Annotated in this window: 14 protein-coding genes; 7 read left to right on the plus strand and 7 right to left on the minus strand. The window is 47.0% G+C overall.

Features of this window, described 5'->3' with window-relative positions; translation table 11 throughout:
• Nucleotides 1-7: 7 nt before the first annotated feature.
• Genes ACQCT5_RS21735 through pxpB form a run of 3 tightly spaced genes read right to left on the minus strand, consistent with a single transcriptional unit; the run spans nt 8 to nt 2,401 of the window.
• On the minus strand, nt 8-943 hold the full coding sequence (locus ACQCT5_RS21735) for a 5-oxoprolinase subunit C family protein (protein WP_499645086.1): 936 nt from the start codon (nt 941-943) through the stop codon (nt 8-10).
• Nucleotides 940-1,704 (minus strand): 5-oxoprolinase subunit PxpA, encoded by a 765-nt coding sequence (locus ACQCT5_RS21740; RefSeq protein ID WP_499645088.1) that lies wholly within the window; start codon nt 1,702-1,704, stop codon nt 940-942. Before ACQCT5_RS21740 ends, ACQCT5_RS21735 begins: the two co-directional genes overlap by 4 nt.
• Complete coding sequence (pxpB, locus tag ACQCT5_RS21745) at nt 1,691-2,401, minus strand: 5-oxoprolinase subunit PxpB (RefSeq protein WP_499645090.1); 711 nt, start codon at nt 2,399-2,401, stop codon at nt 1,691-1,693. The genes ACQCT5_RS21740 and pxpB overlap by 14 nt, the downstream gene beginning before the upstream one ends.
• Before the next feature lie 140 nt (nt 2,402-2,541).
• Here pxpB and ACQCT5_RS21750 point away from each other — a divergent pair, with 140 nt between their 5' ends.
• Entirely contained in the window at nt 2,542-2,910 is a 369-nt protein-coding gene (locus tag ACQCT5_RS21750) for a DUF423 domain-containing protein (RefSeq protein WP_499645092.1), read from the plus strand.
• A 47-nt stretch (nt 2,911-2,957) separates the two neighbouring features.
• Here the strand turns inward: ACQCT5_RS21750 and gerQ are convergent, their stop codons facing one another.
• From gerQ to hemQ, 3 genes are all read right to left on the minus strand, one after another.
• On the minus strand, nt 2,958-3,470 hold the full coding sequence (gerQ, locus tag ACQCT5_RS21755; protein WP_499645094.1) for a spore coat protein GerQ: 513 nt from the start codon (nt 3,468-3,470) through the stop codon (nt 2,958-2,960).
• A 43-nt stretch (nt 3,471-3,513) separates the two neighbouring features.
• On the minus strand, nt 3,514-3,945 hold the full coding sequence (locus ACQCT5_RS21760; protein ID WP_499645096.1) for a cell wall hydrolase: 432 nt from the start codon (nt 3,943-3,945) through the stop codon (nt 3,514-3,516).
• Nucleotides 3,946-4,157: 212 nt separating this feature from the next.
• Nucleotides 4,158-4,901 carry a hydrogen peroxide-dependent heme synthase gene (gene hemQ, locus ACQCT5_RS21765; RefSeq protein ID WP_499645098.1) on the minus strand — a complete coding sequence of 248 codons (744 nt, stop codon included), beginning with the start codon at nt 4,899-4,901 and terminating at the stop codon, nt 4,158-4,160.
• 291 nt (nt 4,902-5,192) lie between these two features.
• Between hemQ and pta the strand changes: the two genes are divergently transcribed.
• Both pta and lipL read left to right on the plus strand, forming a co-directional pair.
• The gene (gene pta, locus ACQCT5_RS21770; protein ID WP_499645100.1) at nt 5,193-6,167 is read left to right on the plus strand and encodes a phosphate acetyltransferase; all 975 of its coding nucleotides are present in this window, start codon (nt 5,193-5,195) and stop codon (nt 6,165-6,167) included.
• 113 nt (nt 6,168-6,280) lie between these two features.
• Nucleotides 6,281-7,135, plus strand: coding sequence for an octanoyl-[GcvH]:protein N-octanoyltransferase (gene lipL, locus ACQCT5_RS21775; RefSeq protein WP_499645102.1), 855 nt, complete (start codon nt 6,281-6,283; stop codon nt 7,133-7,135).
• 67 nt (nt 7,136-7,202) lie between these two features.
• Here the strand turns inward: lipL and ACQCT5_RS21780 are convergent, their stop codons facing one another.
• On the minus strand, nt 7,203-7,937 hold the full coding sequence (locus ACQCT5_RS21780; protein WP_499645104.1) for an RsfA family transcriptional regulator: 735 nt from the start codon (nt 7,935-7,937) through the stop codon (nt 7,203-7,205).
• Nucleotides 7,938-8,163: 226 nt separating this feature from the next.
• On the opposite strand from ACQCT5_RS21780, the gene ACQCT5_RS21785 reads away from it, so the two are divergent.
• The 4 genes from ACQCT5_RS21785 (at nt 8,164) to ACQCT5_RS21800 (ending at nt 11,852) form a co-directional block, all read left to right on the plus strand.
• Nucleotides 8,164-8,388: a YuzB family protein gene (locus ACQCT5_RS21785; RefSeq protein ID WP_417898592.1), complete on the plus strand. Its 225-nt coding sequence runs from the start codon at nt 8,164-8,166 to the stop codon at nt 8,386-8,388.
• A 225-nt stretch (nt 8,389-8,613) separates the two neighbouring features.
• Entirely contained in the window at nt 8,614-9,912 is a 1,299-nt protein-coding gene (locus ACQCT5_RS21790) for an HD domain-containing protein (RefSeq protein ID WP_499645106.1), read from the plus strand.
• A 30-nt stretch (nt 9,913-9,942) separates the two neighbouring features.
• On the plus strand, nt 9,943-10,449 hold the full coding sequence (locus ACQCT5_RS21795) for a YwgA family protein (RefSeq protein ID WP_499645108.1): 507 nt from the start codon (nt 9,943-9,945) through the stop codon (nt 10,447-10,449).
• A gap of 125 nt (nt 10,450-10,574) precedes the next feature.
• A complete protein-coding gene (locus tag ACQCT5_RS21800) occupies nt 10,575-11,852 on the plus strand; it encodes a DUF2254 domain-containing protein (protein WP_499645110.1) in 1,278 nt (425 codons plus the stop codon).
• The last annotated feature ends 249 nt before the right edge of the window (nt 11,853-12,101 follow it).

The raw sequence follows: 12,101 nt of genomic DNA on the forward strand, positions 1-12,101 counted from the left end.
GGGCGTTTTATTTTTGAATAAAAATTTCCACATGCTTCAGGAAAAGCTGCTGCTCTTTCAGCGCTTCATACGCCTCCTCAAGAGTTGCTTCCGTAAAATGAATCTTTCCACCAGGCGGCACCTGCACCACTTTAGGAAGGTCCGCTGTGATGACCGTCCCGATCCGGCGATAGCCTCCAGTTGTCTGTCTGTCAGCCAAGAGTACAATCGGCTGGCCGTCTTCCGGCACCTGAATCCCGCCAAGCGGAATCGCATCGGAAGCAATTCCGGTATGGGTAGGGGAAGACAATGGCACCTCGCCATGTAGTCTGTAGCCCATGCGGTCACCCTGTCCCACTAGGTAGGCCTGCGAGAAAAAATGCTCAAAATCCTCTGTACCGAAATGAGATTCGTGTGGGCCGCGGATGACCCGCACCTCCACTTCTTTCGGGTAGCTGAATTCGTGGCGCAGGCCTCTGGCAGGCAAAGGAGAAGGGAGGGACTCCGCAGAAAGCATATCCCCTTTTTTGATTTCTAGACCAAGACTCGCCTTGGAATAAAAGGATTTGCTGCCCAACTGTATCGGGACCGCGAATCCGCCACTTACGGCAATATAGGAATAGACTCCAGCTTTAGGGGCGCCGAACTGTAGCTTATCGCCTTCATTTATCTGCAGGGTCTTCCACATATCCACTGGCGTTCCATTAATCATGGGGGAGAGGTCCGCCCCGCAAATCGCGATGGTTGCACTTTTGGCTGCCACTGTAAAAGAGGGTCCTTGAACGGCTACCTCGATGCATGCCTCTTCTTTTGGATTTCCGACGAGCAGATTGGCAATCTGACATGCCGTCGTATCCATCGCCCCGGAAGCCACCACACCCTTGGATTGGTGGTTTTTCCTTCCCAAGTCTTGAAAAGAAGTGAGCAGTCCCGGCTTATCTACTTGGAATATTGGATAGGTCATAGGCGCTGCACCTTCGCAATTTCAATCTTATTCTTACCAAGACTCTCATGGAGCTGTTGGGCAAAAAGAATCGCATGCTCGTTGTCTCCATGAAGGCAAATGGTGTCAGCATGGAGCTTCACCTTGTCCCCATTGACAGCTGTAACCGTACCATGCTCGACCATCTGAATCACCTGCTGCACAGCCTTATCCACCTCATGGATGACCGCATTCGGTTGGTTCCGCGAGGTGAGGGTTCCATCCTGCTGGTAGGTTCTATCCGCGAATCCTTCCGAAGCTGTACAGAGTCCCATATCTTTTCCCGCACGAATGAGCTCACTGCCAGCGAGGCCAAATAAAAGCAGGGAAGAATCGAAAGTTTTTACCGCTTTTACGATGGCCTCGGCAAGCGTATAGTCTTTTGCTGCCATATTATACAGTGCCCCATGCGGTTTTACATGATGAAGCGGTACGTCGTGTGCCCGGCAGAATGCTTCCATGGCCCCGATCTGATAAAGAACGAGATGGTAGACTTCATCAGGAGTGAGCGGCATGCTGCGGCGGCCGAAGCCCTGAATATCCTGAAAGCCTGGATGGGCCCCGATTGCAACATTATTTTTTTTTGCAAGTGCTACAGTCCGGTCCATCACATGTGGGTCGCCTGCATGAAAGCCGCAGGCAATATTGGCAGATGTGACGAAAGGGAGAATCAGTTCGTCATTGCCCATCACAAACGAACCGAAGCTCTCGCCTAAATCACAGTTCAAATCAATCCTTTTCATGTTTGAAAATCACTTCCTTTTTCCATGCACTTTGAGAAACTTTTTCCTGCCATAAGGCAAATTCCTTTTCAGAAATAGCTTGAAAACGCACTTGATCGCCGGCCTGCAGCAGGAAGGAATCCTCCTCATCCGGTAAAAACAGGGGTATCGGCGTACGGCCGATAAGATTCCACCCGCCAGGCGAATCCACGGGATATACACCTGTTTGATTTCCTCCGATCCCGACAGACCCGGCAGGAACTTTGCTTCTTGGGGTCGCAAGTCTTGGTGTTTCCAAGGAAGGCGGTAGCCCGTTCAAATAAGGGAATCCCGGCAGGAATCCGAGCATTTCCACTTCATAGGCAGCACCACTATGCTGTTCAATGATTTCTTCCACTTCGGTCTGGTGCTTGCCAGCAAGCGAGGCTAAATCGTGCCCATCATATAAAGTGGGCAGTAGGACCGTCCTTTTGGAAACTTCACGTTCCGAGAGGGGCATAGTCTCCAAGATGCCCACCACTTTTTCTTTTAAAATCATATAATCAGTCGTTGGATACTCATAAAAGATGGTTATACTGCTGAGGCCAGGGACGATATCCACGACACCTGGCAGGGAGCCGGCAGTAAGATGAGTACAAATGGTCCGGATGGTTGTATCCTTTTCCACAAACTCGATTCGTAAAGCCTGATCTCCAAGCGGTTGTAACAGATAGTTCAAAAAACATCACCCTTACATGAGGAGAATTGTGTTATACATAATAAATAAGCTGTTTTTGTAACGCAAGAACTGCATTTATGAGAAAATACTTACTATATAGCTTAAACGAAAACAACAGGTTAGGAAAGGTGGACCCACTCATGAATCTATTTATCATACTTGGTGCGATTAACGCATTTCTTGCCGTGGCACTTGGAGCCTTCGGGGCGCACGGATTGGAAGGGAAAGTCACAGAGCGGATGCTCGAAATCTGGAAAACAGGGGTAACCTACCAGATGTTCCATGCAGGGGGGCTTTTCGTCATCGCGTTCCTGATCGACCGCTTTGGCGGCTCAGGACTTTTATCCACTGCCGGCTGGTCCATGACAATCGGAATCATCCTATTCTCAGGAAGCCTCTATGTATTGACATTGTCCGGGGTGAAAATCTTGGGGGCCATCACGCCGCTTGGCGGAGTGGCATTCCTGCTTGGATGGGTATTGATCATTGTGGCGGCAATAAAGGCGTAAAAAAACACGCATGGCGCATACAGATGCGGCTTGCGTGTTTTTTCATTTTATCGAGGCTGATATTGTGACAGTTGGCCTTGACTGTTGAAAGGATATTCATATTCAAGCTCTTCATCGAATGTAATGTAATCAAGATAAACCATCAAGAGCAGATAGCGTTTTCCGGTTTGTGGGTCACTTAGGATAATATGATCCCGTCCTGCAGCTTCAATGATTCCTTTGAAAATCTTCGCGTTCCACTCGCGGTTGTTCTCAAATGTCATATACACCGTAGCCAGCTTGCCGCGATTCAATCGTAGAATATTTTCGATATATGATTGCTCTAGCGGCAACATTCCCGGTACATCCGGTCCTTGTTTGACTGTCGGGGTCGGAAAGGGTGGGACTTGAAATCCATTCTGCTGCGCACCTGCCACCTGCTGCATCATCTGCTGACCGCCATAAGCGTTGCCCATTCCATAATAACCGCCTTGCTGGCCATTTCTAGTGTAGGCTGAGTAAGGATCTCCGTACCCCTGTGCATAAGGGTAACCTGTTGCCTGTGAAAATTGTTGACTCATGTGTCATTCCCTCCTCAAAAACGTGTAAGTATTCTTTTCTTTTTTAAAAAGTCTGGTAAACACTGGGACAGTTCGCTTCCAATGGGAAAAAGAAGCAGTGTGATTTGAACTGGCCGGCATTCGGCTGATTGTACCATTGAGACGGACATGGTCCATCCGGTCGGAAGAACCATAAGGAGTTTGTTGCCGGACTGAACCGCTCCCCATTAATAGTGCGCCGGGCCAGTCTGATTTCCTTATCCCTTGCCCGCTGGTAGAAATACCCTTTTTGAGTTGCCTCAAAGCCACCAGGACTTTGGAATACCATCTTATTGATCGTATTGATGTTTTTGAAATCCAAGCAATTTGCGCGAACGCGATTGACACCGACATTACCAACTAACAGCATTCCCTGAACACCCTCGCCTTCAGCCTCTGCGCGTAACAGCCGGGCCAAGGTTTTCACATCCGCTTCGTTGTGAGATATAACTGCCATTTTCTCACCTCAATTTCCGTTAAAGCATAGGTATCTCCCCTATTAACATATTGAGTGGTCAGAAAATGGTGCAACTTTTTTATGAGAAATCATACTAGTAGATTGTATGAGGAAGGTGGAGGGAATATGACAAGGAGAGGCCGGAAGAAATCCCGGAACTCCCCACAGCCGCAAAAAAGCGCCAACCCGAAAGTTGGCGCCCACAAATCTTTTTATACGTGCAAGAAAGAGTATACTTTATCTTCTTCAAGTAGGTTTCCTACATAAAACGCCCCGAATTCCCCGAAACGGGCACTTACTTCGTCAAAACGCATTTCGTAGACTAGCTTTTTAAACTGAAGCGCTTCGTCCGCGAATAAGGTCACGCCCCACTCGTAGTCATCAAATCCGACAGAACCGGTGATGACCTGCTTCACTTTCCCGGCATACTGGCGGCCGATAATGCCGTGGCTGCGCATCATGCGGCGACGGTCTTCCATCGGCAGCATGTACCAGTTGTCTTCCCCGTTGCGGCGCTTGTCCATCGGATAGAAGCAGACATGCTTCGCTTTCGGCAATTCCGGGTATAGTCTGGCAAGAATCTGCGGGTTCTGATATGGATCCTCACCCTCAGGAAGATAGTTGCTCAGCTCAACGATGGATACATAGGAATGTACCGGAATCGTATACTGTGCAAGTGTTGTTTTGTTGAACTCATTTTCGATGGCGTTCAATTCCTCCAAAGTCGGACGAAGAAGCATCATCATAAAGTCGGCTTTTTGACCAACAACTGTGTATAGTGCGTGGCTTCCATTTTTATCTCGTTGAACATGGTTCCATTTTTCCACTAATCCCAAGAACTCATTGATGGCCGTTTGGCGCTCTTCGCTTGAAAGTGTCTTCCACAGGGCCCAATCCACCGTACGGAAATCATGCAGGCAATACCAGCCGTCTAATGTTTGTGCAGCTTCACTCATCATCATCACTCCTATATCGAAATTAGATAATAGATTTACTATGTATTCCTTCTTACTATAACACAGTTTGTCCCTATCTTCTTAATAGTAATACTGCAAAAATGTGTCGGGTTGATGAATAGGATGGGGCCGGCAGATAACAATAGAAGGGCGAAGATAATGGGATTTTTTTAGAAAATAAAGACTTTTTTCTGAAAGCGATAACAACAATGTCTTATGGTTGCTTTTCAATTTTGTTGAAGTATCCTTATCAGTAGAAGCTAATATAAAGCGAATTAAGGAGCGATTTGTGTGAGTGATTTATTTACTACCTTAAAAGAAAAAGTGGCAGGAAAAGATATCAAAATCGTATTCCCTGAAGGCAATGACGAGCGTGTGCTGACAGCAGTGGCACGTTTGGCGGCAGAAAATATGGTGCAGCCGATCGTGGTTGGAGACCTTGATGAGATCAATGAACTTGCAGCAAGCCTAAAATTGACATTGGACGGCGTGGAAATCTACGATCCGAAAACATACGAGCACATGGACGAGCTTGTGGCATCCTTCGTGGAACGCCGCAAAGGGAGAGCATCAGAAGAGGATGCGCGCAAGATTCTTCTCAACCCGAACTATTTCGGAACGATGCTTGTACACGTGAACCGTGCGCAAGGACTTGTAAGCGGAGCGGCACACTCAACAGCAGACACCGTTCGTCCTGCTTTGCAGATCATCAAGACAAAAGAAGGAGTCCGCAAAACCTCCGGTGTCTTCATCATGGTACGCAACGACGAGAAGTATGTATTCGCCGATTGCGCGATCAACATTTCCCCTGACAGCAACGACCTGGCGGAAATTGCAGTGGAAAGTGCCGCAACAGCAAAAATGTTCAACATCGAGCCTAAGGTAGCAATGCTGAGCTTCTCAACAAAAGGATCGGCGAAATCCCCTGAAACGGAGCGCGTAGTAGAAGCGGCTCGCCTAGCAGCTGAACGCGACCCGAATCTTGTAGTGGACGGCGAATTCCAATTCGATGCAGCATTCGTTCCATCTGTTGCAGAAAAGAAAGCACCTGGCTCCATCATCAAAGGGGACGCAAACGTATTCGTATTCCCGAGCCTGGAAGCTGGAAACATCGGCTACAAAATCGCACAGCGCCTTGGTAACTTCGAAGCGGTAGGACCGATCCTGCAAGGCTTGAACAAACCAGTGAACGACCTATCCCGCGGCTGCAGTGTGGAAGACGTATACAAGCTTGCGCTTATTACTGCAGGGCAGGCAATGAACTAAATGTGACGGTGAAAGAGGAAGTGTGCGGCTTGGTTGCGCACCTTCCTCTTTTTTCATTCTTGTATTATAATGCAAAGGAATAAATTTGAGCGTTCAGAGGAGTTACCATTATCATGATAGAACCAACAAATACGCTTGCCCAGGCGCTACTCATGCAGCCGAGCTGGCGAATCATCGATCAATCTTCATTAGGTGCAAATTTCCATGCACTTCAGTCGTTTGCCATGGATGACACATTATGTACCTCTGTAGGCAAGGGCGAAAGCGGAGCGGTTTGCAGGGCATGGGTCCACAAGAACACGATTGTACTTGGCATTCAGGATACGAGACTGCCCCATCTTCAGGAAGGCATCGATTATTTGAACAGCCAGGGGTATGAAGTGATCGTCCGGAATTCCGGTGGATTGGCAGTCGTCCTTGACGATGGCGTCCTTAATATTTCCCTTGTGTTCCCGGAAGGTGAAAAAGCGATCGATATCAATAGAGGCTATGATGCGATGTTTGAACTGACGAAGGAAATGTTCGATGATCTGACTTCTGAAATAGAAGCAAAGGAGATAATCGGATCGTACTGTCCGGGCAGCTATGATCTGAGCATCGGCGATAGGAAGTTTGCGGGAATCTCCCAGCGTCGCATCCGGGGCGGGGTGGCCGTCCAGATCTATCTTTGCATCGACGGCAGCGGTTCGGAGCGTGCAGCCATGATCGGAGAATTCTATAAGCGGGCCTTGCGAGGCGAGCAGACCAAATTCGCCTTCCCGACAATCAACCCAAGTGTGATGGCTTCCTTGACCGAGCTGACAGGCCAGCCATTGACCGTACAGGACGTGATGCTCAGACTGCTAACTTCCCTGAAAGGAATAAGCGGCAAGATTTTCGCGGGTACGCTACAAGGGGACGAGACAGAGCTCTATCAGCACTATTATCAACGGATAGTGGAGCGGAATGAGAAGGTGTTGGGGGATTAATAGAAAGGGGCCAGACCCCCTCAGTGCTTTAAAGCGCTAAGGGGGTCTGGCCCCATCTTCTTTCTATCTACTCCGCCAGTTTCTCCAAGTTCCCATTGCGGTCCATCATGAATTTCGATGGTACACGCTCTTCTTCATCAAACAGAACCAGTTTGCGTGCTCTGTTCATGATTTTCATTAGTGTTTCGTAATCCTCCTGGACGGTCAGCTGCTCATCCTGAAGCATTTTGACGCGCTGTTCGAGCTCCTGCGCTTTGCGGCCAAGTTCGGCATTTTCTTTTGCTAGTCTCTCGTTTTCTAGTTTTAGAGCGCTAGTATGAACGTTTGAGTGTTTCATGGTTTGTAAGAAACCGATAACCTGATCGATGGATAGCGTGCCGTTAAATCCGGAATAGCTCGGCTGCTTTTGCTGTACAGGCACCTGCTCGGCGGCAGCCTCCATGTTGGTTTGTGTTTGCGCATTCATCACAGGCTGGGACAAGGCTTCAGTCTGCTCGAGCACATATGGGATATCCTCTTCCACAATGGACTCCGGTGGGTTGTAAAGCAGCTTTTTCGTAGGCTGGCCCAATGCACGCTGCCTTTGCTTGCGCTGTTTCTTCGCTAATTGAAGCGCCTTTTCATAATCATGTCGTACCACTGCGTTCCAGCGGAATCCGCAGGCTGCCGAAGTGCGGTTCAGCTTGTCGCCTACCTCCTCGAATGCGTTAAGCTGTGTGCTTCCTTCTCTAACATGTCGTAAAACCGTTTCGGCCAGTAATAAATCATTCTCTTCAGACCAAGCGTCCTGACGATCTTTCATGGTAATCCAACTCCCTTTTAAGCTTTAGTTCTGTTATTATTTTTGACGAGAAAAAAATATTTATACATATTCATAGAAAAAATTACTAGATTGTTATCTGCCGCGATTTATGGCGGAAACTACGGAAACCGTGCTTGCAAAGGACTGGCTTTACATGTAAAATATCATTTGCAAAGCGATGGGGACAGCTCCCTTGTCTCCAGAGAAGAAAGGGTTGTACCAGACAATGGCGAATGAATTTCGAATATGTGATGATTGCCAAGCAACCAACATCAAGACATTGATTCCGAAGCTGAAGCAGGTGGATGAAGATGCGCAGCTTGATGTGGGCTGCCAATCATATTGCGGGCCAGGAAGAAAGAAGTCGTTTGCATTTGTGAACAACCGTCCTGTATCTGCACCAACGGAAGATGAACTGATCGACAAAATAGTGAAAAAGCTCAAGAAATAGAAATCGCCTTCGTATTCGTACAAAGGTGATTTTTTATTCGCCTTGAAGTTTCAGAAACTTAAAGAAAATTAATAGAATGACGAAAAGAAGAGTAGGCGGGATTCTGATTGGGTAAAACCAGGATAGACCCTCCATTTTGCCTTTTGGCCATCCTTTCTTTGTAAAAAAAATACTATATAATAGAGTCAGGTTTAAAAAATATCACACGTAAACGAGGTCAAGAGAATGAGTTATGCAACGGAAAAGCTTAGTGAAGAAAAAGTATTCAAAGATCCGGTCCATCGTTATGTGCATGTTCGTGACCGTGTGATATGGGATTTGATCGGGACAAGGGAATTCCAGCGCCTGAGGAGGATCCGCCAGCTCGGAACGACATATTTGACGTTTCATGGGGCGGAGCACAGCCGTCTGAACCATTCCCTGGGCGTTTATGAAATCGTACGCAGGATCATTGACGATGGCTTTGATGGAAGGCCGGACTGGTATCCTGAAAACCGCTTATTGTGCCTTTGTGCAGCATTGCTCCACGATCTTGGGCATGGGCCGTTTTCCCATTCCTTTGAAAAGGTGTTTCACCTCGACCATGAGGATTTTACACAAGCGATCATACTTGGCGAGACGGAGGTAAATGCGGTATTGCGGAACGTCCATAAAGAATTCCCTAAGCATGTAGCCGAGGTTATTGCCAAAACATATAAAAATAAACTAGTAGTAAGCTTGATTTCCAGTCAGATTGATGCCGACCGAATGGATTATCTGCTTCGCGACGCCTATTTTACCGGGGTGAGCTACGGAAACTTCGATATGGAGCGCATCATGCGCGTGATGAGGCCGAGAGAGGATCAGGTTGTCATCAAATCCAGTGGCATGCACGCGGTCGAGGATTATATCATGAGCCGCTACCAAATGTACTGGCAGGTCTATTTTCATCCGGTGACACGAAGTGCCGAGGTCATTTTAACGAAAATCCTGCACCGTGCGAAACAGCTATATGAAGAAAACTACACCTTCAAGCATGATCCGATCCATTTTTATTCCCTTTTTGAGGACAAGCTTGCACTCGAAGATTATATAAAATTGGACGAAGCAGTCATCATGTTCTACTTCCAGGCATGGGAGGAAGAAGAAGATTCGATATTAAGTGACTTATGTCGACGATTTATGAACAGGAATTTGTTTAAGTATGTCGAATTTAATCCTAATAAGCAGATGATGGATTTAATGGAGCTGATGGGGCTTTTCAAAAAAGCAGGACTCGATCCGGAATACTATCTAGTCGTCGATTCATCCTCCGATCTGCCATACGACTTTTACCGTCCGGGCGAAGAGGAAGAGCGACTCCCTATTCACCTATTGATGCCAAACGGGGACATCCGTGAGCTTTCAAGGGAATCCGAGATCGTAGAAGCGATTTCCGGAAAAAGAAGGACCGACCATAAGCTTTATTTTCCACAGGACATATTAGAAGACCATACGACGAAACGCACGATAAAGAAAAAAATTAGAGAGATATTAGGAATATAGGCTACGGATACACGTTAGGAGATGAAGGGTTTGTTGATCGATCACGCAAAATTAATGAAGGTTTTTGCAACGGCCGGGGAAGTCATCGGGAGAAAAAAGCTGCAAAAGATGGTGTACATAGCGAAAAAGCTGAACTACCCATTCTATGAAAAATACAATTTCCATTTTTACGGACCATATTCCGAAGAGGTGACCTTAAGAGTGGAGGAGCTCTGCAACCTTGGCTTCCTGCACGAACTGAAGGAAAACAAAGGCGGCTACTCGCAGTACCGCTACTCCCTCACGGAAACGGGAGCGGAATTCCTAAAGCATTACGACCTCGAGATGCCGCATCTTGGCGAGTGCATGACCGCCATGAACGAGCAGAGCTCACGCTTCCTCGAGCTTGTTTCAACTGTACTGTACTTTGAGAATCTGCCAAAAGAAGAAGTGCAGGACAAGGTGTTCACGTTAAAAAGCAAGCAGCGCTACACTGACCAGGAAGTGGACGAAGCGTATGAATATATCGAAAAGCTGCGCGCGCAGTTGGTAAGCTAGGCCCGGAAAATGGGGTCTGGCTTTTTTATTTGCCAAAGTGGATTAATTTTCCTGAACCCGCTTAATCCGAGGCGCAATAGGGAAAGGTATAAGAAAAGGCACGGATAAAAGGGGATACTTTTGCGATGGATAAGTGGACGTTAAAGGCGAGGGAGAGCATTTGGTTTGTTCCGAGTTTATATAGTGTAGTAAGCATCATTTTAACCATTATGGTGATTTTAATAGATACGGTTTTTGCGGATTCGGTGCAAAACGTCCTACCAAAGGTTTTGTTTACGAGTGTGGATCTTGGAACAACGATACTTAGCGCCATCTCGACGGCCATCCTGACGATGACGACGATTTCGTTTTCGACGATCATGGTGGTGCTGACGACGTATTCCTCGCAGTTCTCTCCCCGTACACTGCAGGATTTTATGACGGAAAGCAGTACAGTCAGGGTGCTTGGTGTGTTCGTAGGAGCATTTATATATTCTGTGCTTTCGCTTCTATTTATGAAGGACTGGCTCGATGACCAGCGTGTTCTGGCAGCAGGAGTCGGAATTATCTTGGCCATCATTTGTGTTGGCTATTTTGTGTTCTTTATTCATCACGTTGCCAGATCGATCAGGGTAAGTATGCTGATCGAACGGCTAATGAAGGAAGGGATGGAGACTGCAGAAAAAAAGAAAATGCTGATCGAATCCGGGAAACTTGTTCTTTCTGAAAAAGAAAACTTCGACTACATCGAGAAATTGGAATGGATGGCAGAAACTACAGGCTATATCCAATTGCTCGACACAGAGGGGCTAGCTGAAAAAGCGAAGGAACACGATCTGTTCATTCATTACCACAAGCGAATCGGTGATTTTGTTACGGACAAAAGTGTCATTGGAGAGGTCTATTTTTTAAAAGAAAAAAAGGAAACCATCAATATCAATCCATATATGGAAATAGGACCGGAGAGGACACCGCTCCAGGACGGGGAGTTTGCTTTGCAGAAGCTAACGGAAGTGGCATTGCGGGCCATTTCACCAGGAATCAACGATCCGAATACGGCGAACAACTGTATAAGATATATGAGCCGCCTCTTGATCGAGTTTGGCGAAATCGATTCCGAATCGCTGCTCTTCTTGGATGAGGATAGCAAGCAGCGTATCTTCCTGCCGCAGCGGACCTTTGAAGAAATCCTGTATACGGCATTCTATCAGCTCAGAATCTACGGGCAGGCGGATATCTCCGTAATCCTGACCACCTTGGAATGCCTGATTCTCACCGCAGAAGGAAGCAGCAAACCAATCAGAAGAAAAATCAACAGCATGTACGATTTTTTAGTCAACAGCATCAAAGAGGAGCAGTTCGAACCGTTGGATATTGTGAAAATCGAAGAGAAAAAGGCCTGTTTGAACGAATTGCTTCGATAAAAGGGGATATTGTGGCCCCACGAACCGTGATTTCGCGCTTTCGCCCGGAAATTAAGATTTGCGCCCGAAATTGCTTGGTTTACGCTCGAAAATCAAATTTTACGCTCGAAAATGGGGGACTTTCTATTTAGCCCCCTAACTCATTTGGACACCTCAATCAAAAGATATTATCATAGAAGTATCAAAGGAGGAGTCCAAATGAGTAAACGTAATGGACCGATGGAGGATGTAAAAAAACAATATGTAAGA

The organism is Sutcliffiella halmapala, assembly GCF_050107295.1.
Lineage (GTDB): Bacteria > Bacillota > Bacilli > Bacillales > Bacillaceae_I > Sutcliffiella_A > Sutcliffiella_A halmapala_A.

Bases quoted from the DNA above. Each gene is read 5' to 3' on its own strand.
- ACQCT5_RS21750 (WP_499645092.1), top strand. From the start codon at position 2,542: ATGAATCTATTTATCATACTTGGTGCGATTAACGCATTTCTTGCCGTG.
- ACQCT5_RS21760 (WP_499645096.1), bottom strand. From the start codon at position 3,945: ATGGCAGTTATATCTCACAACGAAGCGGATGTGAAAACCTTGGCCCGG.
- ACQCT5_RS21740 (WP_499645088.1), bottom strand. From the start codon at position 1,704: ATGAAAAGGATTGATTTGAACTGTGATTTAGGCGAGAGCTTCGGTTCG.
- ACQCT5_RS21800 (WP_499645110.1), top strand. From the start codon at position 10,575: ATGGATAAGTGGACGTTAAAGGCGAGGGAGAGCATTTGGTTTGTTCCG.
- ACQCT5_RS21780 (WP_499645104.1), bottom strand. From the start codon at position 7,937: ATGAAAGATCGTCAGGACGCTTGGTCTGAAGAGAATGATTTATTACTG.
- lipL (WP_499645102.1), top strand. From the start codon at position 6,281: ATGATAGAACCAACAAATACGCTTGCCCAGGCGCTACTCATGCAGCCG.
- ACQCT5_RS21785 (WP_417898592.1), top strand. From the start codon at position 8,164: ATGGCGAATGAATTTCGAATATGTGATGATTGCCAAGCAACCAACATC.
- gerQ (WP_499645094.1), bottom strand. From the start codon at position 3,470: ATGAGTCAACAATTTTCACAGGCAACAGGTTACCCTTATGCACAGGGG.
- ACQCT5_RS21735 (WP_499645086.1), bottom strand. From the start codon at position 943: ATGACCTATCCAATATTCCAAGTAGATAAGCCGGGACTGCTCACTTCT.
- hemQ (WP_499645098.1), bottom strand. From the start codon at position 4,901: ATGAGTGAAGCTGCACAAACATTAGACGGCTGGTATTGCCTGCATGAT.
- ACQCT5_RS21790 (WP_499645106.1), top strand. From the start codon at position 8,614: ATGAGTTATGCAACGGAAAAGCTTAGTGAAGAAAAAGTATTCAAAGAT.